This is a genomic window from Tumebacillus avium (assembly GCF_002162355.1).
In the GTDB taxonomy this organism is placed as follows: Bacteria; Bacillota; Bacilli; order Tumebacillales; family Tumebacillaceae; genus Tumebacillus_A; species Tumebacillus_A avium.
Genome location: NZ_CP021434.1, coordinates 148,934 through 174,285, shown reverse-complemented (window position 1 = coordinate 174,285; position 25,352 = coordinate 148,934). Strand labels below are relative to the sequence as shown.

24 protein-coding genes are annotated in these 25,352 nt (G+C 56.7%); 18 read left to right on the top strand and 6 right to left on the bottom strand.

All coding sequences use genetic code 11. The features are described 5' to 3' along the window. The first annotated feature begins 75 nt into the window (after positions 1 to 75). The 5 genes from CBW65_RS00915 (at position 76) to CBW65_RS00895 (ending at position 3,938) form a co-directional block, all read left to right on the top strand. The gene (locus CBW65_RS00915; RefSeq protein WP_087455156.1) at positions 76 to 1,218 is read left to right on the top strand and encodes a YhgE/Pip domain-containing protein; all 1,143 of its coding nucleotides are present in this window, start codon (positions 76 to 78) and stop codon (positions 1,216 to 1,218) included. Then, a complete protein-coding gene (locus tag CBW65_RS00910) occupies positions 1,211 to 1,819 on the top strand; it encodes a TetR/AcrR family transcriptional regulator (RefSeq protein ID WP_087455155.1) in 609 nt (202 codons plus the stop codon). The genes CBW65_RS00915 and CBW65_RS00910 overlap by 8 nt, the downstream gene beginning before the upstream one ends. Then, positions 1,819 to 2,250, top strand: a complete 432-nt coding sequence (gene rnhA / locus CBW65_RS00905) for a ribonuclease HI (RefSeq protein WP_198299829.1) — start codon at positions 1,819 to 1,821, stop codon at positions 2,248 to 2,250. The genes CBW65_RS00910 and rnhA overlap by 1 nt, the downstream gene beginning before the upstream one ends. A 15-nt stretch (positions 2,251 to 2,265) precedes the next feature. After that, positions 2,266 to 3,405, top strand: coding sequence for a tRNA epoxyqueuosine(34) reductase QueG (queG, locus tag CBW65_RS00900; RefSeq protein ID WP_087455153.1), 1,140 nt, complete (start codon positions 2,266 to 2,268; stop codon positions 3,403 to 3,405). A gap of 83 nt (positions 3,406 to 3,488) precedes the next feature. Next, positions 3,489 to 3,938, top strand: a complete 450-nt coding sequence (locus tag CBW65_RS00895; RefSeq protein ID WP_087455152.1) for a 2-thiouracil desulfurase family protein — start codon at positions 3,489 to 3,491, stop codon at positions 3,936 to 3,938. 24 nt (positions 3,939 to 3,962) lie between these two features. On the opposite strand, the gene CBW65_RS00890 is transcribed toward CBW65_RS00895, so the two are convergent. The 4 genes from CBW65_RS00890 to CBW65_RS00875 form a co-directional block, all read right to left on the bottom strand. Beyond that, the gene (locus CBW65_RS00890; protein WP_157721688.1) at positions 3,963 to 5,342 is read right to left on the bottom strand and encodes a CotS family spore coat protein; all 1,380 of its coding nucleotides are present in this window, start codon (positions 5,340 to 5,342) and stop codon (positions 3,963 to 3,965) included. A 124-nt stretch (positions 5,343 to 5,466) separates the two neighbouring features. Continuing rightward, the gene (locus CBW65_RS00885; protein WP_087455150.1) at positions 5,467 to 6,543 is read right to left on the bottom strand and encodes an isocitrate/isopropylmalate family dehydrogenase; all 1,077 of its coding nucleotides are present in this window, start codon (positions 6,541 to 6,543) and stop codon (positions 5,467 to 5,469) included. Between the two features lie 101 nt (positions 6,544 to 6,644). Beyond that, a complete protein-coding gene (locus tag CBW65_RS00880) occupies positions 6,645 to 8,585 on the bottom strand; it encodes an aconitate hydratase (protein WP_087455149.1) in 1,941 nt (646 codons plus the stop codon). Positions 8,586 to 8,697: 112 nt separating this feature from the next. Further along, the gene (locus CBW65_RS00875) at positions 8,698 to 9,444 is read right to left on the bottom strand and encodes an IclR family transcriptional regulator (RefSeq protein ID WP_087455148.1); all 747 of its coding nucleotides are present in this window, start codon (positions 9,442 to 9,444) and stop codon (positions 8,698 to 8,700) included. A gap of 200 nt (positions 9,445 to 9,644) precedes the next feature. Here CBW65_RS00875 and CBW65_RS00870 point away from each other — a divergent pair, with 200 nt between their 5' ends. The 7 genes from CBW65_RS00870 (at position 9,645) to CBW65_RS00840 (ending at position 17,223) form a co-directional block, all read left to right on the top strand. Continuing rightward, positions 9,645 to 10,604 carry an amidase domain-containing protein gene (locus CBW65_RS00870; protein WP_157721687.1) on the top strand — a complete coding sequence of 320 codons (960 nt, stop codon included), beginning with the start codon at positions 9,645 to 9,647 and terminating at the stop codon, positions 10,602 to 10,604. A 135-nt stretch (positions 10,605 to 10,739) separates the two neighbouring features. Further along, positions 10,740 to 11,537, top strand: a complete 798-nt coding sequence (locus tag CBW65_RS00865) for an HD-GYP domain-containing protein (protein WP_087455146.1) — start codon at positions 10,740 to 10,742, stop codon at positions 11,535 to 11,537. Between the two features lie 107 nt (positions 11,538 to 11,644). Further along, positions 11,645 to 12,103 (top strand): tRNA (uridine(34)/cytosine(34)/5-carboxymethylaminomethyluridine(34)-2'-O)-methyltransferase TrmL, encoded by a 459-nt coding sequence (gene trmL, locus CBW65_RS00860; RefSeq protein WP_087455145.1) that lies wholly within the window; start codon positions 11,645 to 11,647, stop codon positions 12,101 to 12,103. A gap of 28 nt (positions 12,104 to 12,131) precedes the next feature. Beyond that, positions 12,132 to 12,851 (top strand): HAD family hydrolase, encoded by a 720-nt coding sequence (locus tag CBW65_RS00855; protein ID WP_087455144.1) that lies wholly within the window; start codon positions 12,132 to 12,134, stop codon positions 12,849 to 12,851. A 228-nt stretch (positions 12,852 to 13,079) separates the two neighbouring features. After that, positions 13,080 to 14,372, top strand: coding sequence for a helix-turn-helix domain-containing protein (locus CBW65_RS00850; protein ID WP_087455143.1), 1,293 nt, complete (start codon positions 13,080 to 13,082; stop codon positions 14,370 to 14,372). Between the two features lie 152 nt (positions 14,373 to 14,524). Continuing rightward, complete coding sequence (locus tag CBW65_RS00845) at positions 14,525 to 15,151, top strand: ATP-binding cassette domain-containing protein (RefSeq protein WP_087455142.1); 627 nt, start codon at positions 14,525 to 14,527, stop codon at positions 15,149 to 15,151. Further along, positions 15,148 to 17,223, top strand: a complete 2,076-nt coding sequence (locus tag CBW65_RS00840) for a YhgE/Pip domain-containing protein (RefSeq protein ID WP_157721686.1) — start codon at positions 15,148 to 15,150, stop codon at positions 17,221 to 17,223. The genes CBW65_RS00845 and CBW65_RS00840 overlap by 4 nt, the downstream gene beginning before the upstream one ends. Positions 17,224 to 17,263: 40 nt before the next feature. Here CBW65_RS00840 and CBW65_RS00835 read toward each other — a convergent pair whose 3' ends face one another. Next, the gene (locus CBW65_RS00835) at positions 17,264 to 17,833 is read right to left on the bottom strand and encodes a TetR/AcrR family transcriptional regulator (RefSeq protein WP_198299719.1); all 570 of its coding nucleotides are present in this window, start codon (positions 17,831 to 17,833) and stop codon (positions 17,264 to 17,266) included. Positions 17,834 to 18,116: 283 nt separating this feature from the next. Between CBW65_RS00835 and CBW65_RS00830 the strand changes: the two genes are divergently transcribed. The 5 genes from CBW65_RS00830 to CBW65_RS00810 all read left to right on the top strand — a co-directional run bounded on the left by CBW65_RS00830 (position 18,117) and on the right by CBW65_RS00810 (position 23,911). Continuing rightward, the gene (locus CBW65_RS00830; protein ID WP_087455139.1) at positions 18,117 to 20,015 is read left to right on the top strand and encodes a PrkA family serine protein kinase; all 1,899 of its coding nucleotides are present in this window, start codon (positions 18,117 to 18,119) and stop codon (positions 20,013 to 20,015) included. 93 nt (positions 20,016 to 20,108) lie between these two features. Further along, positions 20,109 to 21,278, top strand: a complete 1,170-nt coding sequence (yhbH, locus tag CBW65_RS00825) for a sporulation protein YhbH (protein WP_087455138.1) — start codon at positions 20,109 to 20,111, stop codon at positions 21,276 to 21,278. A gap of 17 nt (positions 21,279 to 21,295) precedes the next feature. Next, complete coding sequence (locus tag CBW65_RS00820; protein WP_087455137.1) at positions 21,296 to 22,654, top strand: SpoVR family protein; 1,359 nt, start codon at positions 21,296 to 21,298, stop codon at positions 22,652 to 22,654. Between the two features lie 158 nt (positions 22,655 to 22,812). Continuing rightward, positions 22,813 to 23,283 carry a hypothetical protein gene (locus tag CBW65_RS00815; RefSeq protein WP_087455136.1) on the top strand — a complete coding sequence of 157 codons (471 nt, stop codon included), beginning with the start codon at positions 22,813 to 22,815 and terminating at the stop codon, positions 23,281 to 23,283. 31 nt (positions 23,284 to 23,314) lie between these two features. After that, positions 23,315 to 23,911, top strand: coding sequence for a C39 family peptidase (locus tag CBW65_RS00810; RefSeq protein WP_157721685.1), 597 nt, complete (start codon positions 23,315 to 23,317; stop codon positions 23,909 to 23,911). A 55-nt stretch (positions 23,912 to 23,966) separates the two neighbouring features. Here CBW65_RS00810 and CBW65_RS00805 read toward each other — a convergent pair whose 3' ends face one another. Further along, on the bottom strand, positions 23,967 to 24,278 hold the full coding sequence (locus tag CBW65_RS00805; RefSeq protein WP_087455134.1) for a zinc ribbon-containing protein: 312 nt from the start codon (positions 24,276 to 24,278) through the stop codon (positions 23,967 to 23,969). 210 nt (positions 24,279 to 24,488) lie between these two features. Here CBW65_RS00805 and CBW65_RS00800 point away from each other — a divergent pair, with 210 nt between their 5' ends. Next, the gene (locus CBW65_RS00800; protein WP_087455133.1) at positions 24,489 to 25,286 is read left to right on the top strand and encodes a DUF92 domain-containing protein; all 798 of its coding nucleotides are present in this window, start codon (positions 24,489 to 24,491) and stop codon (positions 25,284 to 25,286) included. Positions 25,287 to 25,352 lie beyond the last annotated feature (66 nt).

Sequence of the window (25,352 nt, the reverse complement as noted above, 5' to 3'; positions counted from 1 at the left end):
TGTTGCATATACTTAGAAACATGGAATTAAACAAACGTTTGATTAAAACAATCGTTTTAGATGGGGTGAGGGAGTATGGGACAAACATTAAAATTATTTTTCCAGCAAAAGACGACCCTAGTCGGGCTGATCACGATGCTGTTTTTCCAACTGGTGTTCGCTGTGGTCTGGATGAACGGCTATGACAATGTGACCGGCCGGATGGATCAACTGCACATCGGTGTGGTAAGCGCTGATCAAGGCGCTGGGAAAGAGATTGCCAAAAATCTGCAGACCAGCCTGCCGTTCGAGATGGAGACACCGGCGAATCTGGAAGCAGCGAAAGCGCAGTTGAATGCCCGCGATCTGCAGGCGGTGATCTATATCCCGGCCGATTTTTCGGCAACGCTGCAGAAGCAGGGTGAGAAGGCGAAGATTGAAGTGCTGGTCAACGAGTCCAACCCGGCGATGGTAAAAACTGTGGGGCAGCAGGTGTTGGGCGAAGTGACGAAGAATGTTAATCATGTGGCTACACAAAATGGCATTGTGGCTGCGCTGAGCCAAATGCGCGTGCCGGCTGTTCAGGCGCAGGGGATTGCAGCAGGTGTGACCGACCGTGTGGAAGGCACGTATACGGCGCTCAATCCGATCTCTAACTTCTCGCTGCAGATGGTGCCGATGATGGTGGTGCTGGCGTCGTATGTTGGCAGCATGCTGTTGTCGATGCAGTTGACCGTAACGGCAACGATCATCACGAGCCGCACGAACCGCTGGCAGCGATTCTTGGCGCGCCAGATCATCAATGCGGGCGCAGCGGTGGGGATTGGACTGATTGCGACGGGGATTTTGTATCTGTTTGATGTGGAGCCGGTCGCCGGTTTCTTGGAACTGAGCGGGTTTTTGATTTTGACTTTGTTCTCGTTCCTGGCGTTTGCGCAGATGTTTTTGTTCCTGTTTGGTCAGGCGGGCATGCTGTTTAATATCATCGCGCTGTCGCTTCAGCTCGCGACTTCGGGCACGATGCTGCCGCGGGAGCTGTTGTCCGATCTGTTTTACAATGTGGGGAACTTCCTGCCTGCGACGTACGCGGTGCTGGGCAACATGAACTTGCTGTTTGGCGGCACCGGAACGGGCGGCGCAGTGGCCGGTCTCTTGTGGATCACGCTGGCGGCGTATGGCGTGACTTTGATCGGTGTGCTGATTTATAAAGACAAGAAGGTTGTGGGAGCACATGAGTGAAGATGTGAAAACACGAATTCTCGATGCGGCGAAGCGCCTTTTTGCGGAAAAAGGCTTTGAGGCGACGTCCGTGCGACAAATATGCGAGGAGGCAGGGGCCAATGTGGCTCTTGTCTCTTATCATTTCGGCGGCAAAGAAAAACTGCTGTTTGCTTTGCTTGATTCGGCTTTTCCGGGGCCGGAGATGTACGCGGAGATCGATGTGATCGCCGACCCGGTGGAGCGGATCAGCCGCTATGTGGAAGGATTTCTGCGCTGGTCGGAGCAGGAGTGCGATGTACAGAAGATCCTGATGCAGGAGATCATGCTGAAGTCGGATCGCCACCATCTGCTCGGGCAGTATCCGCTGGCGTTTTGGCAGCGGCTGCGCGATACGCTTGCCGAGGGGCAGGCGCAGGGGCAATTTCGGTTTCGTTCGTTGAAAACGGCGATGCTGCAAATGATGGGGGCGCTGCTGTATCCCAAGATGGTGCCGCAGTTTGTGCTGGATCTGTTCGAACCGGAAGATTTGACGCTGGAGGAGCAGATTCGCGCGAAGCAGCAGTATATATTGCTTGGGCTCGGGGCGAATACTACAGAGAGCGAAAGAGGAAGCGGATGATGAAAGAAGTTGTGATCTACACAGACGGCGCCTGCTCGGGCAATCCGGGGCCGGGCGGGTACGGCGCGGTGCTGATGACAGGCGACCACCGCAAGGAGATCTCCGGCGGCGAGAAGGAGACGACCAATCAACGGATGGAGCTCTTGGCGGTGATCGAAGCCTTGAAGGTGTTGAAGTATCCGTGCAAGGTGGATGTGTATAGTGACAGTGCGTATCTGATCAATTGTTTCAAGTCGAGATGGTATGTGAATTGGGAGAAAAACGGCTGGCTCAATTCGCAGAAGCAGCCGGTGGCGAACCGGGATCTGTGGGAAGAGCTGCTGGGGCTGTATCGGACGCACAAGATTGCCTTTTTTAAAGTGAAAGGGCACAGCGGCGACCGGTGGAATGAACGCTGTGATGAATTGGCGCGGGCAGCCGTTCCGAAGTGAGGATGTGTGGCGGCGATGAGGAAGTATGAGATCGACAATGAGACGATATTGCGCATCGGTGCGGAACTTGGCATCGACGGCATCGGCGTGACGACTGCCGAGCCGTTTCACGATGTGCATGAGCATTTGGTGATGTATCGGGAGTCGGGGCATGAGTCGGGCTTCGAGCATGATGTGCTGGAAGAGCGGGTCGATCCGAAGGCGTTTTTCCCGGAGGCGAAGTCGATTGTGGCAATCGCGATGGCATATCGCACAGAAAAATACGTCGGGCAGAAAAAGCCGGAAGGTCTGCGTGGACAGATGTCGGTGTATGCATGGGGCATGGACTACCACAAGGTGCTGAAGGGGAAGTTGGAGCTGTTGGCGGCACGGCTGGAGCAGGAATTGGGGCGGCCGGTCGCGGTGCATAACTCGGTGGATACGGGGCCGCTGGTGGATCGTGCGGTGGCGCAGCGGGCCGGGATTGGCTGGGTCGGCAAGAACTGTTCGCTGATCACGGAGACGCACGGTTCGTGGGTATTTCTCGGGCAATTGGTATGTGATGTTGACATTGAGCCAAGCGTTCCGACTCCGCTGCCGCAGTGTGAAGATTGTCCGGATCTGTGTTTGAAAGCTTGTCCGACAAAGGCGCTGGTGAGTCCGTTTCAGACCGATTCGAGCAAGTGTCTGTCTTATATTACGCAGATGAAAGGCTTGATCCCGGAGGAATATCGGGCGAAGCTGGGACGGCGTTTGTGGGGCTGTGATACCTGTCAGGTGGTCTGTCCGAAGAATAAGGAAGTGGCGTTTGGGACGGCGATTGAGTTTGATCCGGAGCCGGAGTATGCGTTTCCTGATCTGATGCATTTGCTGACTTTATCGAACAAGCAGTTCCGGCGGGAGTTTGGCGAGTCGGCGGCGGCGTGGCGCGGGGCGAAGGTGATGCAGCGCAATGCGATCATCGCGCTTGGCAACATGCGGGAGCAGGCGGCGGTGCCGAAACTGCTCGAGATGCTGGAGCGTGATGAGCGGCCGGAAATTCGCGGAACGATCGCGTGGGCGCTGCAGAAGATCGACCCGGACGGCACGCGGGAGAAAGTCGCACAGGCGTATGCTCGGGAGCCGGAGGAAGAGATCAAGCAGGAAATGGCTTGGGCTGTGGACGGGGCTGAGTGAGGAAGCAGGAAATGGTTTGGGATGGAAAGGAACTGAGTAGGTCGAAGTGAAAGGTTTTGGCCTGTGAGAGGAGGATGGGGATTATGAAGGTGATCAGTGCTTGTTTGGTGGGATGCCAATGCCGGTACGACGGGGACGACAATTTGATTGAGGAATTTCAGGAGATGGTCGTGAAGGGCGAAGCTGTTTTTGTCTGCCCGGAACAGCTCGGCGGCTTGTCCACGCCTCGGCCGCCCGCGCAGATTGTGGGCGGGACGGGGGAGGACGTGCTCGATGGCAAGGCGAAAGTGCTGACCGATCAGGGCGCAGACGTGACGGCGCAGTTTATAAAGGGCGCGGAACAGGCCTTGAAGATGGCGCAACTGGTCGGGGCGAAAGAGGCGATTCTGAAAGAGCGCAGCCCGTCATGCGGATCGTCGGTGATTTATGACGGCAGTTTCTCTGGCGGAAAGATGCCTGGGGACGGCGTGACGTCCGCTTTGTTAAAGCGGCATGGCATTGCTGTGTTTTCGGAAGAGACCTTTCGCAAATAAGCTGACTGTGGCACCCCGTGGGGGTTACCACACTCGGCTTATTTGTTTATCGTATTTGTCGAGAAAGGCGAGACGCTTTTGCTCTTCAGCCTCGGCCAGCTGAAAGTAGCCGAGGTGGTTGGGATCGTGGCCAAGATCATAGTGCTGGTAGCCGATCCGCCAGAAACGGTGCGGAAAACGCAGCAAGCCGCTCAGGATCTGATACTCGGCAGGCTGCAAGGAAGCGGCCGCATTGTAGTTGACGAGCACGTGGCGGGCCACCGCCTCGTCCCAGTCTTGGCGCTGCAAGCCCCGGCGCATCAGATGGGCCAGATCGAGCGTGCGCGGGCCAAATGCCGCGAAATCGAGGTCGATTAGAGCGACTTGGTTATTCGGCGTGTAGATCATGTTGTAGGGCGTGAGATCGAGATGCAGAAGCGATGGATCATCTTCTTCAAACAGGAGCTGGGATCGCACTTGCGGGCGGCGCAGCATCGCTAATGCTTGATCGGCCTGGTCGATATAGTGGTCAGCATGCTTAAGGTAGATCTTGTCGATGTCATCGGGGCGCGACTTGATCGCAGCCCGGCGCTTCCACTCGGCGAGCTCGTCACGGCGGTCTTTGAAACGGTCAACCATGTCGAAGATCGGGGGCGGCGCATAACCGTCAGGCTCAAACCCACGTGACGCCACGTGGAAATCGGCCAGGGTGCGTGCGGTCAAAGCCAGTTGGGGCATGGAGCGAAAGTCGACTTCCTGACCGCGAATCCAGCGCGTCGCATAGTAGGTGTCCCCGCCGATCGTGGCGTAAGGCTTCCCGTCGGGCGTCAACAGGAACGGGGAGAAGCGCGTGAATTTTTTTTGTTCCAAATGCAAAAAGGCCTGGTGCAGGAAAGAGATGTGCGCGGGCTGCAGGTAGCTTTTTTTCAAGGCGACCAGACCCTGCTGGGTGCGCAGGCGGAGCACCGGGCCGAAGGGCTCGACTTTGGTTGGCGTGATCCCGTAGGATCTGCAGACGGACGGGCTGAAGCCATGACGGCGAATCTGCGCTTGCAGGCCGCTTTCCGAGCCGGGAAGAGCGCTCCCAAGGTCGCTCTGGGACAGTCGGCCTTGGGAGTTGGACAGACGCTCTTTTTTGACGGCAGGTTTGGTTTTACGGACTTGCTGGGGGGAGCGGTGAGATTGCCGCTCCCGCTTGCGGCGCCGGGCCTTGGGGACCCCGTCAGATTGCGACCAGGACCACCAGCCGGGGGGCTGACGTTTCTTCGGCGAGATCGAAACGTCAGCCTCAGCCTTTTTTCCATCCCCATTCGGTTTTTTTGCGCCGCCCCCGCCGGGGCGCTTCGGTTCTTTCATCCACTTCGGAGGCCGCATCACTTCATTGAAGAGCTGCTTCAGCCAATCGCCGTTCTTATTGTCCGCCATGTATATCACCTCCGTACGATGCTGTGTGTTTCTACAGCATATGACAAGGTGCCAAGCATTGCGCATACGCAAAAGACCACCCGGCTCCTGTGCCGGGTGGTCTTTTCTTTATTTCGGAGCTTGCTTACGCCAGCGTCTTCCAAACTTCGAGTTTGGTTTTCATGCGGCGGATGACTTCATCGGTGAATTCGGTAGTGGAAGCAGTGCCGCCGAGATCGGCGGTGCGGGTGCCTTCAACGACCGCTTCGAGCGTCGATTCGTAGATGGCACGGGATGCGAGATCTGCTTCTTTGGTGTTGAAGAAGGTCAGCAGGGACGCTGCTGCGAGGATCATCGCCATCGGGTTCGCCACGTTTTTGCCGTACAGACCCGGCGCGGTGCCGTGCGGAGCTTCCGCCATGACGGTCTTCGGGTTTTGCTGCTCGTCAAACGCCAGCAGGATCGACTCAGAACCTGCGATCGAACCGAACATTTGCAGGACGAGGTCGGACAGGCAGTCGCCGTCACGGTTCAGCGCCGGGATGACCAGCGGTTCGCCGGACGTGTTCATCAGCAATGCGTAGGTCGCATCGATCAGCTGCGGCTCGTATTTAACTTCCGCGTAGCTTTTGGAAGCGAGGTCCATCTCTTCTTTCAGCATGCCTTCGTAAACCGGGGAAACGGTGAATTTCGGGCCGCCGAATACTTTCGCGTTGGTTTTGCGGGCTTGTTCGAACGCGTATTGCGCAACGCCGCGGCAGATCTTGCGGGAGATCTTCTCGGTGCGGTAAGCGATCTCGTCGACGCCTTCGCCTTCACGCCATTCTTTAGCGCCGTATGCATCGTCTACCGCCATGCGGACGACGGAGATCGGTGCGTAAACGCCTGCAACCGGTGTGATGCCCGGGATGCGGCGGCCGGTGCGGACGATGACGGTGCCGTCGATGCCTTTGCGCAGGATCGCGTTCGGGGAGCCGACGTCGCCCGGGATTTCCGGGGTGATCGTCGCTGCTTTGTAGCCGAAGCCGCTCTCTTTCATCGCAGCTGCTGCGTCATGCACAACTTGGTTTTTCGTCGCGCGGCGGTTCTCAAGCGACAGGTCAAAACGAGCAAGTTCAAGATCGACGCCGATCAGCGACGGATCGAGGACGCGCAGGCCCTCTTCGAGCAATTCTTGACCGGTTTGGTCGCCTTCCATAACTACAACTGTAAATTTTTCCATGGAGTTCACCTCATATGTCTGATAAGCAACGTCTAATGTAAGCAATGAAAAGGGGGAAGCATGTCGCTCCCCCTTAGTGTGAGCAAATCTTCAGCAGTTCATTAAACCGCTTGGGATTTGGTGTAGTTGAGCAGGCCGCCTGCCAGGATGATGTCAATCTGACGTCCGGTCAGGTCGTGGGTTACCTTGAATTCGGTGCCTTTGGTGACGTTTTTCGCAGTCAGTTCGTTGCCTGCTTCGATTTGGCCGCGCAGGTTGTCGATTGCGATTTCGTCGCCTTGCTCGATCGCATCGTAGTCAGCTTCGTTTACGAAGGTGAGCGGGAGCAGACCGAAGTTGATCAGGTTCGCACGGTGGATACGAGCGTAGGACTTCACGATGACAGCTTTCACGCCGAGGTACATCGGAGCGAGTGCAGCATGTTCACGGGAAGAGCCTTGGCCGTAGTTGTGGCCGCCGATGATCACCGATTTGCCCAGTTCCTTCGCGCGGGACGGGAAGTTCGGGTCAACGCGCACGTATACGTGCTCGGAGATCGCCGGGATGTTGGAACGCAGCGGCAGTACTTTAGCGCCAGCCGGCATGATGTGGTCGGTGGTGATGTTGTCGCCGACTTTCAGGGAAACCGGAGCGGTCAGTGCTTCAGCCAGCTCGGTGTTAACCGGCAGCGGCTTGATGTTCGGGCCGCGGACAACTTCAACGGTGTCCGGCTGCTCGGACGGAGACAGCACCAGACGGTCGTCGATCAGGTATTGGTCCGGCATTTCCACGTTCGGCAGGTCGCCCAGTTCACGCGGATCAGCGATGTAACCGGTCACAGCTGCTGCTGCGCAGGTTTCAACAGATGCCAGGTAGACTTTTGCATCGGCGGTGCCGGAACGGCCTTCGAAGTTACGGTTGAAGGAACGTACGGATACTGCGCCGGAAGACGGTGCCTGACCCATGCCGATGCACGGACCGCAAGCGGACTCGAGGATACGAGCGCCGGAAGCGAGGATGTCAGCCAGTGCGCCGTTGCGAGCGATCATTTCGAACACTTGCTTGGAGCCCGGGGACACAACCAGGGATACGTTCGGGTGTACGGTCTTGCCCTTGAGAACCGCCGCGAGACGCATCAGGTCAACATAGGAGGAGTTGGTGCAGGAACCGACTGCCACTTGGTTTACCGGGATCTTTTGGCTGTGCAGATCCGGAACCGGCACTACGTTGTCCGGGGAGTGCGGTTGTGCGATGTTCGGAGCCAGCGTGTTCAGGTCGATGATGATCTCTTCATCGTAGGTCGCGTCTGCATCTGCTGCCAGCGGGGAGTAGTCGCCGCCGCGGCCTTGCGCTTCCAGGTACACGCGGGTGTTTTCGTCAGACGGGAAGATGGAGGTGGTAGCACCCAGCTCCGCGCCCATGTTGGTGATGGTTGCGCGCTCCGGAACGGTCAGCGATGCAACGCCTTCGCCGGTGTACTCAACGATCTTGCCCACGCCGCCTTTAACGGTCATGATGCGCAGAACTTCGAGGATGATGTCTTTCGCTGCAACCCACGGCTGCAGTTTGCCTTTCAGTTCAACCTTGACAACTTTCGGCGTGTTCAGATAGAAAGCGCCGCCTGCCATGGCAACTGCGATATCGAGACCGCCTGCGCCGATTGCGATCGACCCCATGCCGCCCGCAGTCGGGGTGTGGGAGTCAGAACCGAGCAGCGTCTTGCCCGGCTTCGCGAAACGCTCCAGGTGAACCTGGTGGCAGATACCGTTGCCCGGACGGGAGAAGTGGATGCCGTGCTTCGCTGCAACAGTTTGCAGGAAACGGTGGTCGTCCGCGTTTTCGAAGCCGGACTGCAGGGTGTTGTGGTCAACGTAAGAAACGGACAGTTCGGTCTTGACTTGCGGAACGCCCATCGCTTCGAATTGCAGGTACGCCATGGTACCGGTAGCATCTTGAGTCAGTGTTTGGTCGATGCGGATTGCGATTTCTTTGCCAGGAGTCCACTCGCCTTTTTCGGAGACGAGGTGAGCTTCCAGGATCTTTTGAACCAGGTTCTTTGCCATTCCAAAAACCTCCCATAAACCTCATATGAGTCTCTGCCATCTAGCGTACCCTAAAGGGAGCCTAGACCAACAGGAAAAACAAACATGATTAAAATGATAATTGCAGGCCGTCCTACACGATCTTGCTGAGCAGTTCGGCCGACTTGCGCACTGCCTGCGCAAATCGTTCCACCGCGTCCGCTGTAAAGCGGTCGACAGGCCCGGAGACAGACAAGGCTGCCACAATCTGACCTGCGCGGGAGAAGATCGGCGCTGCTACTGCTGCAGCTCCCAACTCCCGCTCTTCGATCGATACTGCATACCCTTGATCGCGCACCGTTTGAATCGCTTTGGCAAATTCCTCGCGGTTGAGATCGGGGGGCAGGCTCGGATCGCTTAAAAACTCATGCAGCGGCTCTTCCGCATAGGCGAGCAGGACTTTCCCCGACGCGCCGACATACAGCGGCAGGCGTTTGCCGATATCGGCCACGCGCCGCACGGGCTGGGTGCTCTCCACCGCCTGGATGCGGATCCGCTCCATGCCTGCCCGGACGTAGAGCGAAGTCGTCTCGCCGAGCAGATCGCGAAGCCTGGTCATCTCAGGACGGACGACCGATGACAGGTCATCCGACCGGTTGATGTTCGAAACCAGTTCCAGCACGCTCCAGCCGAGGCGGTACTTCTCGGTGGTGGGGTGGCGTCTGACGAAGCCCTTGCTCTCCAGCGATGCCAGCAAGCGGTGCACGGTGCTTTTGTGCAGTCCAATCCGCTTGGAGATGTCGGACAATCCAAGCTCTGTATCCGATCCGGAAAAGCAGAGCAGGATATCGAGTGCCCGTTCGACCGCGCGGACTGTGCCTTTTTCACCTTCTGCCGCCATCTTCCCACCTCCTCACTCTGGAACGTTTCAGTAGATGAAACCCTGTTTCATTTTATAGTATACCATGAGTGCGAAATTGTTCAAAGATATTTTTTTCCGGAAGGTAGGCAAGCCGCGCCGCATATCAGTAGTTGATGAACGCTTCCAACCGCTAGTGTCTCTTCAGAGCAGGAATGCAATTCAGACAGGAGGTCTGCCCGATGGATCATCAGGCGTGGCTGAAGACAGTCGAAGAGTTTTTCCGGGAGAAAAACCGGGTCTGGCTACAAGGCGAGGAGGGGACGCTGCTGCACTTTTTGTCGGGCACGCCCGCCGAATGCCATTCCTTTCAGGAGGTGCGCGCGCTGCGCCAGGCGCTGCCGGCCCGCGATATTCGCTACCGCAAAGCAAAAACCCATCTGCAGGTCATGCAGTCCAAATGGAACCCGGACGGCGAGACGGCGACGGTCGATCTGATTGAAAACGTGCGTTTTTTCTATGAACAGAAAGGCGACATCGGACATGAATCGCGGCGCAGCGTGCACCGCTTGACGTTGCTGCATGAAGGCGGCTCATGGAAGGTGGCCCGCGACATCGTCAATTCGGAGCCAAAGATGCTGCGCGAGGCGCCGACAGCTGCTGAACAGGCCGAAGTGATCGAAGAGACCGATGCAGAGCCTGCAACGCGTGAGATGCGCGGCCGCTATGACCGGGTCCGGGCGTTTAAATATGCGGAGCTGTGGTGGAACGGCTTCAACCCGGCCTATGCCAAAATGGAAGGCAACGACTGCACCAACTACATCTCGCAGGTCGTGCATGCCGGCGGGATGCCGCAGATCCATTCCGGCTCCCGCTCGAACGGCTGGTGGTACCGGGGCAAGAACTGGAGCTTTTCCTGGACGGTCGCGCATTCGTTCAAGCTCGCCTTGCCGCGCCTCCTGCATGCGCAGGAAGTGGCCGACCCGCGCCAGTTAAAAGTTGGGGACATCATCTGCTACGACTGGGACGGGGACGGCAGATGGCAGCACAACACGGTCGTCGTCGATTTTGACGCGTACGGGCGGCCTTTGGTCAACGCGCACACGATCGCTTCGCACCGCCGCTATTGGGATTATCGGGACAGCTATGCGTACACGGCGCGCACCAAATATGCGTTTTACCACATTCCGGACAATTTTTGATTGTTGCAGTTCTCATGCAATTGTGAAATTTTTGTCGGGTTTCCACGAAAAAGAGCAGGAGTCTCCCTTCAGCCATCGAAGTAATATTCCAAATAAAAAATTCAGTCAAATTCCAAATGGAAGGGGGGCTTTCCCATGGCACACATGCGCTATGCTTACGGATTGATTGGATTTTTGATCGGACTCTTCTACGGACTTATGCATGAGACTACTTTCATCGATATCGCGGTTCATGCCGGGATCGGTTTAGGGTTTGGCGTGGTGCTGCAGGTGCTGCGCGAGAAGAATCAGAAGTTGTTGCGTTCCCATCAGTCATCCTTAAACGCCTTGGCCAACGCGGTCGCCGCCAAAGATGATGAAACGAACGGACACTGCCAGCGCGTGGTGCGCTACTCGGTGATGATCGGCGAGCGCATCGGGCTGGATGCGCGCAGGATGCAGCAGCTCGAATGGGGCGCACTGCTGCACGACATCGGCAAAATTGCCGTGCCCGACTCGATTCTGAAAAAGCCGTCCGCCTTGACCGACGAGGAATGGGCGGTGATGAAGGAACATCCGTACATGGGACACTTGATGGTCAAAGACATCGATTTCATCAAAGAAGGCCATGACGTTGTGTTGCACCATCACGAACGGTACGACGGACGCGGCTACCCGGCGCAGCTGCAAGGGGAGAGCATTCCGCTGCTCGCCCGCATTTTTGCGATCGCCGACACGTTTGACGCGATCACCTCCGACCGGCCGTACCGCAAGGCGCAGTCGATCGAATACGCGCGCGAAGAGATCTTGAAGCATATCGGCACCCAATTTTGTGCGCTGTGCGTGGATGCATTTCTGCGCATCCCGGTCTCCGAATTGACGCGTGTGCAGGAAGAATCCAAGGTCCTGGAGTACGAATCGTTGAAATTGCAAAAATATAAGAATATATCTTAAATTCAACAGAAACAGCCTTCGCAGTTGCGAGAGGCTGTTCCTTTTTGTATGCTAGTATCTTAGAACGGCTTTAACCCTGCGATTTAAAAAAGGGGGTTCCCACTTCAATGCACATTGTACTCGTCGAACCGGAAATTCCAGCAAACACAGGGAATATCTCCCGCACCTGTTCGTGCACAGGTATCACGCTGCACCTGGTGAAGCCGCTTGGCTTCTCTGTTGACGATAAGCAGTTAAAGCGGGCTGGCCTTGATTATTGGCACCTGCTCGATTTGCATTACCATGACAGTTTTGCAGACCTGCGAGCGAAGTACCCGCAGGGCCGTTTCTTTTTTGCCACGACCAAGGCGGACAAGTCGTACACCGACATCGAATACGGGCCGGACGACTTTTTTGTCTTCGGACGGGAGACACGCGGGCTGCCAGGCGAGCTGATCGAAGCGAATCGGGAGACTTGCATCCGCATTCCGATCCTGTCTGATGCGCGCTCGCTGAACCTGTCGAACGCGGTGGCCGTCGTGGTGTTTGAAGCGCTCCGCCAGCAAGGGTTTCCAGATTTGAAGTAAGCAGACAGCGAGAGAGAGGGGAAGCCTGATGGGCCTGACCACGCTTTTGTTTGACTTGGACGGCACGCTGTTGCCGATGGATAATGACACCTTTACGAAAGGCTACTTCAAGCACCTCGCCGCCAGCGTCGCCCACCTGCTGCCGCCGGAACAGTTCGTCGCCCAGGTCTGGGCTTCGACCAAGGCGATGGTGAAAAGCGACGATGAGGCGCTTTCCAACGAGCAGGTGTTCAAAGCGGACTTCTTGCAGAGTCTGCCGGTGGATGAAGGCGCCTTTTTCCCGATCATCGAGAGGTTTTACGCGCAGCAATTTGGGGAGTTGTCACACTTGTCCGAACCGACGCCGCTCGCCCGCGAGATCCTGCTCGCCGCTTTGGAAAAAGGCTACAAGCTGGTGCTGGCGACCAATCCGCTGTTCCCGCGCCCGGCCACTTTGCACCGGATGCGTTGGGCGGGGATCGACGATCTGCCGTTTGAACTGGTCACCACCTACGAGGACAGTCATTTTTGCAAACCCAACCCAAATTATTACCGCGAGATCGTACAGAAACTTGGCGTGTCTTCCGAATCTTGTATGATGATCGGGAACGATGCGTATGAGGATCTCATCGCGGGCACGGTAGGCATGCAGACCTATTGGGTCAACAACGGAGAACAGGCGCCGGAACAGCGTTTGCCGTTTGACCATCAAGGGACGCTGCATGACCTGCTGCAGTATGTACGTGTTGAACTCCCGGCATTGCGATAGTAACAGACCGCTATGGACTGTGCCCGCGCACAGTCTTTTCTCTTGACTGCATTGTGAATGGGAGAGGTGCTTGCTTAAAAAATTTGGTCTATTCGGGTGCAGAAATGTATAGAATGAATTAACTCCGTTAATAATGTTCGGGTAAAGACGAAAATTAATTGACCCCAAAGTTAATGCTCATTGCAAATAACGCAAGACTGAAGGCTTGAATGAGAGGAGAATGTGTGTATGCCGGCAACATTAGGACAGAAGATTAAAGAACTACGCATTCAGAAAGGCTTGACGCAGAGTGACCTGGGCTCCGGAATGGTCACGCCGTCGATGATTTCCCAGATCGAAGCGGACAAAGCCAACCCGTCGCACAAACTGCTGCAGGCGATCGCTGAAAAGCTGGAGACGCCGATCGAATATTTCCTGACCGATATGCAGATGCAAATCGAGCAGATCGCTACATACAAAGTGGCACGGGCCATGATGGAGGCCGGGGAGTTTGGGCAAGCCGTCCCTGTGCTGTCCGAACTGATGGAGGATTCCATTCCGCAGCTGCACTCGGCGGAGATCCAGTTTGACCTCGCCGAATGCCAGCTGGAGATGGGCAATTTGGAAGAGTCGATGGAAGGCTTCGACCGTGTGCTGTCGTCCGCTGCGACCCGCAAGGACCTGTACATGCAGATCCTCGCCCTGAAAAAGCTCGGCCTGGTGGAAAAGAAGCGCCACAACTACCCGCTGGCGATCTACCACTGGCAAAAGGCGCTCGACCTGATCGAGAAGTTGGATGAAAAAGACCCGTTCCTCGCCTCGGCGATCTTGAGCCAACTGGGCGAAGTGTACGGCTACCTCGGCGAGAAAAGCGATGCGCTGAACGCTTACAAGCGTGCCCACGAGCAGTTGGCAGACACGGCGAATTTCAACACGATCGCCGACCTGTTCCGCCGCCTCGGCCAAAAGTTCAAAGAGATCGGCGACTTCGACCGGGCCAGCGAGTATTCGCAGCATGCGATCTCCCTGTACCGCGGTCTGAAAAACATCAAGCTCGCGATCGAAGTGAAGGAAAACTTCGGCATCGCCAAAGGTGAAGGCGGCGACCTCAACCTCGCGCTGCAAACGTTGGCGGAGTGTCTGGCCGAATACCAAGAGTACGGTTACAAGGACAAAGTTGCGCACACGCATGGCGAAATGGCGCGCATTTACCTCGTCAATCAGGCGTTTGAAGACGCTTCCAAACATTGCGAAGAAGCGCTGGAACTGCTCGGTGATGCGGATGTGGAACGCGGCTATGTGTACCGCACCTACGCGATCATCAAGAAAGAGCAAGGCCAGTTCGAAACGGCTGTCGAGTACATGGAGAAGTCGGTCGGCGTGTTTGAGATCGCCGACCTGCCGCGTGAAATCGCCAAGTCGTACTCGCTGCTCGGCGACATCTACAAAGACCAGGGCGACTTGCAAAAGGCGATCCACTCTTTGGAGCAGATGAAGCGCGCGATGGAAAGCAATTTGAAGGAACGAGGCATCGTCCTGTAGATTCCTTCGCATACTACTCTTTGGAATAAGCCCCGGAAACGGGGCTTTTTTCTATGTTGACACCGTGTCAGTTCGCGGCGTATAATTCTGTTCATCGTTGAAATTTATACTGACCAGTCAGTTTTGAGATAAAGAGTGAGGAGGCGAACGCGATGTCGGGCGTTTTGTTTCAAAGCGTGGAACTGAGCTACGGGCGGCACCAGATCTACCACGACCTGAGCTTCAGTTTGGAGGACGGGCAGATCGGCGCGATTTACGGTCCGTCGCGCACGGGGAAGTCGAGCGTGCTGCTGCTGGCTTCCGGGCATCTGCTGCCGACGAAAGGCGATGTGCGCATCGACGGGCAGAAACCGGATAAAAAGCGGGTCGGGCTGGGGCCGATCACCGATCTGTCGCCGCTGTTTGACACGCTGACGGTGGAAGAGCACCTGCTGTTTCAGGCTCGTCTGCACCACGTGCGCAAAGCGAAAGACCGGGTGCAGGAGTTGCTGCGCGAGTATCAGCTGGAAGACGTGCGCAAATACCGGGTCAAGGATGTGCCGCATCTGGAGCAGTTCCGGACGGGACTGGCCACAGCGCTGGTGCATCGGCCGCCGCTGGTGCTGATCGACGAGCCGGAGCGGGGGCTGACCAATGATGAGTGGGAGATCGCGTATGAGGATCTGCGCAAGTTGAGTGACGGCGGCAGCACGGTGCTGCTGACGACGGTGCTGCAGCAGGTGGCAGACCGCTGCGATCTGGTGGCGGCGTTGCCAAATGGGGAGGTGTGGAGGCCGTGAATGTGTTTTGGATTTTCCGCACGGAGTTTCGCCGGCTGCTGCGCTCGCGCATCGGGCGGGCGGCGGTGGTCGTCGGGATGATCATTCCGCTGTTATACAGCGGGCTGTACCTGTACGCGTTCTGGGACCCGTACAAGCAGCTTGACCAGTTTCCGGTCGCCGTCGTCAATCAAGACCGCGGCGAATACGGGCAGGAGCTGGTCGATGAGCTGTTAAGGGACAGGAAATTCGGCTTCGAAGTGGTCGATGCCAAGACGGCACAGGAAGGGTTGGAAGGGGATCGCTATTATTTGACGATGACGATCCCGCCGTCTTTTTCGGATGATGTGAATTCGGTGGAAGGGGATGATCCGCATCGTGCCCAGCTGCTGTTCACTCCGAACGAAGGCAAAAACTACATCGCTTCGACGATCACCGCGCGCCTGGAGACGGAACTGCGCGAGAAGACGGGCAACACGTTCAGTGAAGAGTATTTCAAAGGCATCTTCGACGTGATCGGCGATGCCGGCAATGGGATCAGCAAAGCGGCCGACGGCGCAAACAAGCTCGCCGACGGTGCGGCCGATCTCGCCACCGGCAATCGCGAGCTCGCCAGCGGCACCAAAGAATTGGATGGCTACACACACCAGATCGCCGACGGCAGCGCCCAACTCGCCGACGGTGCCGGCAAAATCGCAGCCGGGATCAACAAGGCCTACACCGGTTCGGCGGGTATCGCCGATGGTGCAAAGAAGCTGGCGGACGGTTCGGGGCAATTGGTTGCCGGCCTCGACAAAACATCTGCGGGAGTGAACCAAGTGCAGTCCGGTCTGCAGGCCTCTTTGCCAAAGACCGGTCAGTTGCAAGCGGGCCTTGCCCAGATGCAAGGTACGCTCGGCACTGCTGCAGGGCAGCCTGCTTCGGCCGACCCCAGACAATGGACGGTGCAACAGTCGCTTGCTTATCTCGGCAAACAATACGGCATGGAGCAAGATCCGGCCTATCAGGTTGCGCTGGGCAAAGTTGCCGCAGTAGCGAAAGGGCTTGGCGACAGCGCCAGCGGCGTTGAAAACTCCAAAGCCGGTCTGCAGCAAGCGGTTGGTGCCCTGCAGCAGATCGCAGATGGACAACAGGCCCTCCGCAACGGCGCGCAAGGACTCGCCAAAGGCGGCACCGAACTTTCCCAGGGTGCCAGCCAACTGAACACAGGTCTTGGCGATCTGAAAACCGGCTCGGCGACGCTGGCGTCCTCTTCGGCGGAGCTGGCAACCGGCAGCGGAAAAGTGGCGGACGGGTCGAGCAAACTGGTCAGCGGCAGCACGAAGCTCGCCGACGGCTCGCAGGAGCTGGCCGACGGCAACAAGACGCTGGCCAACGAGCTGACCCGCGCCACGTCCGAATCGACGATCAAGAATCCCGATCAAAAGGCAGCGATCATGGCCGACCCGCTGGAAGCACAGTGGCAGCCGCTGCATGAAGTGCCGACCTACGGCATGGGCTTCGCTTCCTATTTTATCCCGCTCTCGCTGTGGGTCGGAGCGTTGATGCTGTATTTCATCCTCTCGATGCAGGAGTACCGCTGGACGCTGTCCCCGGTCTCCACGCCGTCGCTGGTGCTCGGCAAGTTCTCCGCGCTTGGCGTGATCGGCATCGTGCAGGCGGTGGTCGTCTCCTGCTTCCTGACGCAAGTGCTGGGGCTGAAGGTGTTGCACCTGACCGAGTTTTACCTGTTCAACATCCTGATCTCGCTGACTTCGATCGCGATCATCGGGCTGTTGATCGCACGGCTCGGCTCCGGAGCGGGGCGCTTCGTCGCCATCCTGCTCCTGATCCTGCAGCTGACTTCGAGCGGCGGCACGTTCCCGATCGAACTGGTGCCGCAGTTCTTCCAGACCCTGCACAGCTTCCTGCCGATGACCTACGGCGTCGAAGGACTGCGCTCGATCATCTCGATCGGCGATCAGGCCCGCGTCCTGCGCGACCTGGCGATCCTCGGCGGCCTGCTCGTCGGTGTTCTGCTCGTGCATATCCTCACCACCCGCCGCACCTTGCGCGTGCGTGACCTGCACGAAAAAGACCAGTTGGCAGGCTAAACAAAAACGCCTCTGCACCGGATGGGTGCAGAGGCGTTTTTTATTTCACAACTCCCGAAAAGACCATGCGTTTCATATCTTGGAACAACGCTTCTTCATCATAAGCGTTTTGGCCAAGCAAAATGTGCAGGGCGGAGATCGCGATCATGCCGAAGATGCCCGAACCGGCATTTTCCGCATTGACGGGGTGGAATTCACCCGCTTCGATCCCTTGCTGAATCACTTGTTCAATCAGATACATATACGAGCGGATCATCTTCCGGAACTCCAGCTGACGTTCTTCGCCGCCCCAGGTTTCACGGAGCAGAATCACGCAGAAATCGCGGTATTGTCCAAAAAAGTTGATCTGTTCACGCACGATTAACTCCAATTTTTCCGTCGGGGACAGTTCAGGCATCAGCTTCGACTCCACACCGTCGCGCAGCACTTCGACGCCTTCTTCCACGAGGAAAAGGAAGAGCTCTTCCTTGCTTTTAAAATGATAGTAGATCGTGCCTTTTGCGACGTTCGCGCGCGCCGCGATATCATCCATCGTCGCTTTGTCAAACCCTTTTTCGGAGAACACATCGATGGCAGCCTGGAAGATCAGGCTCATCTTGCTTTTGCGCATGAACATTCACCCACTTAGAAGTAAGTACTAATAACCACTCCTAACATCATAGCAGAGAAACCGCCTCATTTCAATTTACCCAAGGACGCAACAGTTCAAACGGGCTTGCATAGATATAGATTACGAACGCCACAGTACTGCACCTCTTATTCACCTAATATTCAGAATATTTACCTCCTACAGTCATAGGGCAAGCATTTGTCCGAATATCCTTATGAAAACTACAGGGACCCAGCGGAACAGTTGGGCACGGGCCCGACTAAAAAAGGAGGATGAAGTGAACATGGACCTGCTGAACCGGTTGAACGCGTATCGGGCTCAAGAGGAACAATTGCGATGGGAAGGGACGTTCGTTGACTACCTGGATATCGTGAGACAACAGCCTCTCGTTGCACAGACGGCTCATTCCCGCATCTACAACATGATCGCCTCCGAGGGAATCACGACAGATGAAAACGGACGTAAAAAATACCACTTTTTCTCAGGTGAAATCTACGGCTTGGACGCGTCGCTCGAACGTCTCGTCGAGGAGTATTTCCACTCGGCGGCACGGCGTCTGGATGTGCGCAAGCGGATTCTCCTGCTGATGGGACCGGTCTCCGGCGGGAAGTCGACGATCGTGACGATGCTCAAAAAGGGGCTGGAGCGCTACTCCCGCACCGATGAGGGCGCACTGTACGCGATCAAAGGCTGCCCGATGCACGAAGATCCTTTGCACCTGATCCCCAATGAGCTGCGCACCGACTTTGAGCAGGAATTTGGCGTCCGCATCGAAGGCAACCTCTGCCCGTCCTGCCGCATGCGGCTGACCGGCGAGTACGGCGGCCGCATCGAGGATGTGCAAGTCGAGCGGATCGTGCTCTCCGAAGACGAGCGCGTCGGCATCGGCACCTTCTCGCCGTCCGATCCGAAGTCGCAGGACATCGCCGATCTGACCGGCTCGATCGACTTCTCGACGATCGCCGAGTACGGCTCCGAGTCCGACCCGCGCGCCTACAAGTTCGACGGCGAGCTGAACAAAGCCAACCGCGGCCTGATGGAATTCCAGGAGATGCTGAAATGCGACGAGAAATTCCTTTGGCACCTGCTCTCGCTGACCCAGGAAGGCAACTTCAAGGCGGGGCGTTTTGCGCTTATCTCCGCTGATGAAATGATCGTCGCCCACACCAACGAAACGGAGTACAAAACGTTTATCTCCAACAAGAAAAACGAAGCGCTGCAGTCGCGGATGATCGTCATGCCGATCCCGTACAATCTGCGAGTCAGCGATGAAGTCAAAATTTACGAAAAGCTGGTCCAGCAGTCTGACATGCGCCACGTGCACATCTCGCCGCACGCGCTGCAGACGGCGTCGATCTTCTCGATCCTGACCCGCCTCAAAGAGTCGAAAAAGCAGGGCATGGATCTGCTCAAGAAGCTCAAGCTGTACGACGGGGCTGCCGTCGAAGGCTACAAGGAAAAAGACATCCAGGAGTTGAAGAACGAGTCCCACGATGAAGGGATGTCCGGCATCGACCCGCGCTACGTGATCAACCGTATCTCGTCGGCGCTGATCCGCCGCGACACCAACTGCATCAACGCGCTCGACGTGCTGCGCGCGATCAAGGAAGGGCTCGACCAGCACGCTTCGATCTCCAAAGAAGACAAAGACCGGCTGATGAACTTCATCGCCATCGCCCGCAAAGAGTACGACGAGCTCGCCAAAAAAGAAGTGCAAAAGGCGTTCGTCTACTCCTACGAGGAGTCGGCGAAAACGCTGCTCGAAAACTATCTCGACAACGTCGAAGCGTACTGCAACTGGCAGAAGATCAAAGACCCGATCACCGGCGAAGAGGTCGATCCCGATGAGCGCCTGATGCGTTCGATCGAGGAGCAGATCGGCATCTCCGAAAACGCGAAAAAGGCGTTCCGCGAAGAGATCCTGATCCGCATCTCCACCTACGCCCGCCGCGGCAAGAAGTTCGAGTACAACTCGCACGAACGCCTGCGGGAAGCGATCGAGAAGAAGCTGTTCTCCGACCTCAAAGATGTCGTGAAGATCACCACCTCTTCGAAAACGCCAGATGAGCTGCAACTGAAGAAGATCAACGAAGTGACGAAACAGCTGATCGACGAACACGGCTACTGCCCGGTCTGCGCGAACGAACTGCTCCGCTACACCGGCAGCCTGCTGAACCGATAACCAACCGATCGACCCAGGGGACAGGACGGCGCACGCACCTGTCCCTTTTCCAAATCTCAGCTTTTGAAAACACCAGAAAGGGAGGGAGCGCGAATGGTTCACCAGCCGAACTTCGTCGTTTCCAAAGATGATTGGTCCCTGCATCGCAAAGGGTATCAGGACCAGTTGCGCCACCAGGAAAAGGTGCGGGACGCGATCAAAAAGAACCTCGCCGACCTCGTCACCGACGAAAGCATCATCATGCAAAACGGACGGCAGATCATCAAAGTGCCGATCCGCTCGCTCGATGAATACAAGTTCCGCTACAACTACAACAAAGGCCAGCATGGCGGACAAGGCGACGGCTCTTCGTCGGTCGGCGATGTGCTGGGCAAAGACCCGAGCGGCGGCGCCCAGCAGAAAGGCCCTGGCAAAGGGGAAGGCGCCGGCGAGCAGCCTGGCGTCGACTACTACGAGGCGGAAGTGTCGCTCGACGAGATCGAGACGATGCTGTTCAAAGACCTCGAACTGCCCAACCTGCAGCGCAAGACGCTCGACGATATCAAAACGCAGGACATCCGCTTTAACGACATCCGCAAAAAAGGGCTCAGCGGCAACATCGACAAACGCCGCACGCTGATCGAAGCGGTGCGCCGAAACGCCTTGTCCGGCAAGCAGGGCCTGCATGGCGGCATCCACCCGGACGATCTGCGCTACAAGACGTGGGAGGAGATCGAAGTCCCGCACTCGCAGGCGGTGGTGCTGGCGATGATGGACACTTCCGGCTCGATGGGCCAGTTTGAGAAATACATCGCCCGTTCCTTCTTCTTCTGGATGACCCGCTTTTTGCGCACCAAATACGAGCATGTCGACATCCAGTACATCGCCCACCACACCGAAGCAAAAGTGGTCACCGAGCACGAATTTTTCACCAAAGGGGAAAGCGGCGGCACGATCTGCTCCTCCGCCTACAACCTCGCGCTCGACCTGATCCACAAAAATTATCCGCCCGACAAGTTCAACATCTACCCGTTCCATTTTTCTGACGGCGACAACTTGAGCTCCGACAATGAAAAATGCCTGCGCCTCGTCAAGCAGTTGATGGAGATCTCGAATATTTTTGGCTATGGCGAGGTCAACCAGTATAACAGAAGCTCCACGCTGATGAGCGCGTTCAAAAACCTGACCGACCCGAAATTCAAAAACGTCCTGATCCGCGAGAAGAGCGAAGTCTACAAAGCCCTGACCACGTTTTTCACGGCCGACGTCATCCGGGCCTCGTAGAAAAGGAGGGGCAAGAGGTGAACAAAGACGACATCAAACAGTTGGAAGACGCGATCGAAGAAGTCACGATGATCGCCCGCGATTTCGGGCTGGATTTTTACGACATGCGCTATGAGATCTGCCCAAGCGACATCATCTACACGTTTGGCGCGTACGGGATGCCGACCCGCTTCAGCCACTGGAGCTTCGGGAAAGCATTTCACCGGATGAAAATGCAATATGACTTCGGCCTGTCGAAGATCTATGAGCTGGTGATCAACTCCGACCCGTGCTACGCGTTTTTGCTGGACAGCAACACGCTGTTGCAAAACAAGCTGATCGTGGCGCACGTGCTCGGACACTGCGACTTTTTCAAACACAACGCCCGCTTCCGCAACTCGTCGCGCTTCATGGTCGACTCGATGGCAGCGTCGGCAGAACGGATGCGGCAGTATGAGATCGAACACGGGAAGCTGGCGGTGGAGGAGTTTATCGACTCGGCGCTGGCGATTCAGGAACACGTCGACCCGACGATGGTCGGGCGCAGCATCCGCCAGAAAAACGCTTCGCCGCCGACCCCGCAAAGCGAGGAAAGGGTCGATCCGTATGCGGACATCTTTGCGATCGGAGCGCCGAAAACGGCAGATCAGCCGAAACCTGCCCCGCGTTTTCCCGCCGAGCCGGAGAAGGATCTGATGCTGTTTATCATGGAGCATGCCAAACATCTGCAAGACTGGCAGCGCGACATTTTGACGGTGATGCGCGAGGAGATGCTGTATTTCTGGCCGCAGTTGGAGACGAAGATCATGAACGAAGGCTGGGCGACGTATTGGCATCTGCGGATCATGCGCGAGCTCGACCTCGATGAAGGGGAAACGGTGGAGTTTGCCAAAATGAACGCCGGTGTCATCATGCCGTCGCGCACGTCGCTCAACCCGTACCATGTCGGCTTGAAGATGTGGGAGGATATTGAGAAAAGATTTGGCCGGGATGCGATGTGGGAGATCCGCGAGTTTGAGTCGGACTCGTCGTTCCTGCGCAACTACCTGACCAAAGAGCTGTGTGATGAGATGGACCTCTACCTGTACCAAAAGGTCGGCAATGAGTGGAAGATCGTCGAGAAAGACTGGGAGAAAGTGCGCGACATGCTCTGTGCCTCCCGCGTCAACGGCGGGTTCCCGGTGCTGAACGTGCAGGACGGCGATTATCTGAAAAATGGCGAGCTGTATATCAAGCACAATTTTGACGGTACGGAGCTCGATGTCAAATATCTCGAAAAAACGCTGCCCCACGTCCACAACCTCTGGGGCCGCACCGTCCACCTGGAAACCGTCCTCGACGGCCGGGGCGTGGTCTTCACCCACGACGGAAAGAAGAATCACCGCCGATTTCAATGACGCGGGGCCGGGTGGATCGAGGCTATGGAAATATACCAGATAACGCCCTGCTGACCTGCAGGGCGTTTGTTTTGCTCTGGCACGTTTTTCATAAAAAGCGTAGAATTGGACAAAGATGAAGTGATGGAGTTTTGCTGCTGAGGAAGGGGCTATTTTATATGAATCCGTACAGAGAACTGTTTGAAAGCTATACGACCGAGCTGGGACAAGCGGTGGCCGATGAGGAAGGGCGCCGCGAGCGCATTCGGGATCGCAACCGGGCGGAATTTGCCAGCGAAGAGGAATTGGAAAAATGGATGACCGAAGCCTGGCAGCCGGTTGCATTCGCCGGGCGCGTGATCGCGGTGTTTCGCAAATACTGGATCGCCTGCGACAAGCTGAACGCTCAGTTTGAAGCGATGGACATCGAAGAGGAACTGGAAGAAGGCAGCGAAGACGCGGCGATGGTGCAGGAAGAGGCACAGTTGACAGCAAAGGACGTAGTCGAATTCTTCAACGGCATGACGCATGCCAACCCGAAGGATTTTACGGTCGACTGGCTGGCGGAGCGGCATGACACGCTGTACCGCATCGTCTCCAAACTGCCGTATTTCCCGATCGGCATCGACGAGCACGGGCAGTACTGCTAATCGCCCGATTGGCTGCAAGGGAGAGAGTGAAATGGGGAATGTGATCAAAGGGATTCCGGTGATTTATCAATATCCGGTGCTGCCCACCGGGTGTGAAGCGACGGCGATGACGATGCTGTTGAACTGGGCCGGGGTGGACGTGAAGAACACAGACGTCGCCATCGCCTTGCCGAAAGTGCCGCTGCCGCATGCGGTGGACGGGAAGCTGTATGGAGGCAATCCGAACAAAGGCTTTGTTGGCGATCCGTTTACGCAGGAGAGCTACGGCGTGTTCCACGGGCCGGTCGCAGCGCTTTTGGAACAGTATCTGCCCGGACGCGCAGCCGATCTCAGCGGCGGGACGATGAATGACGTGTACCGCGCTCTGGACGATGGGCGACCGGTCATCGTCTGGGCGACGATCAAGCTGCGCGAAGGGCGCGAGACGGACGTCTGGCAAGACGAAGACGGCACGGAGATCCGCTGGATCTCGCCGCAGCACTGCATGCTGATGATCGGGTATGATGATGAGCATGTGTTCATCAACGATCCGGACACGGGGCAGACCGAACAGTACCCCCGCGATCTGTTCGAATCTCGCTGGGAACTGCTCGGCAAACAAGCGGTCACGGTGACGGTCAAAGGGTAGAACTGCGAAAAGCCCGCTTCCGAAGTGGAAGCGGGCTTGTTTGTGTGGGATAAGGCTATTCGGATTCGACGACTTCTGAGATGCTCGGTTCGAGCCAGTAGTCGAGCACTTTGCGGTTTAAGACTTTGTTGGAGATCATCGCTTGCTGAAGGGGTTTGAACAGCTCGCGCCATTCCATGCCTTCACGTTCCGCGATCTCGATGGTCATCAACAAGCGCGACCAGGCTGCATGACGCTTGTACCAAAAGAAGTTTGGGTCTTCCAGCATGAACGGATAGAGGTCATCAAAAGCGGTGTGTTTGCAGTCTACCGTTCGGTCAAAGTTTTCTTTCGCTTCTTGTACATAGCGCAAGATGTTCGAATTCATGAGGCATTCCCTCCCTTTCTTCCACTATACCTGAGGATTCCACATTACGGAAGAGTTATCTTTACTCGCGAAGAATTATCGAATTATCGCCAGCTGACAGGTTGGTTTCTCTAGCACATAGTCTACCAAATTTAAGTCACTCTTTCAATATTTTTTAGGTAATAAAATTAGTGTATAATGATTCAAATCTGACTGTAAGGAGCGTACGGAATGGATTGGATTTTCGGATGTTTCGGGAGCGCACTGATCGCTTTTTTAGCTTATCAAAAAAGATCGTTGACGCTGTCCGGCGCATTGGCTGCCGTGTTTGTGGGGACGGTGCTGTACGGGGCGGGCAGTTTGCCGTGGTTTGGCACGCTGATCTTGTTTTTCCTGTCCTCGACCTTGCTCACGAAATGGAAGGGCAAAGCCAAGGCGGAGCTGGAAGCCAACTATGAAAAGACCGGCCGCCGCGATGCCGGACAGGTCTTGGCCAACGGAGGGCTTGGCGTGCTGCTCTGCCTGCTGGCCTGGGTCTGGCCGCATCCGCTGTGGTGGTGGGCGTTTCTCGGCGTGATGGCGACGGTGAACAGCGACACCTGGGCGACCGAAGTCGGCGGGCTGAGCAAGCGGCCGCCGCGCTTTTTGCTGAACTTGAAACCGGTGGCGCCGGGCACTTCAGGCGGCGTGTCGGGGCTTGGGCTGCTCGCTTCGCTCTTCGGCGGGCTGTTTATCGGCGCTTCGGCTTGGCTGCTGACCTTCGTCACGGGGCAGCCGATGAGCTTCGGGGAACTGCTGCTGATCGGCGGGGTGTCGGGTCTGGCCGGGTCGCTGTTCGACTCGCTGCTGGGCGCGACCTTGCAGGCGATGTTCAAGTGCACCGTCTGCGGCAAAGAGACGGAGCGGCGCGAGCATTGCGGGCAGCAAACGGCGCTGCATCGCGGCTTGCCGGTTCTGTCAAACGATCTGGTCAACCTCGCCGCTTCGCTGTTTGGCGGAGGAATCGCCATGTTGCTCTCTTCTATGTAAAAAAAGGACAAGGCGGACTTGCACTTCCCTGCGCCCAGCCTGAATAAGGTAGGAGCGACATAAGTT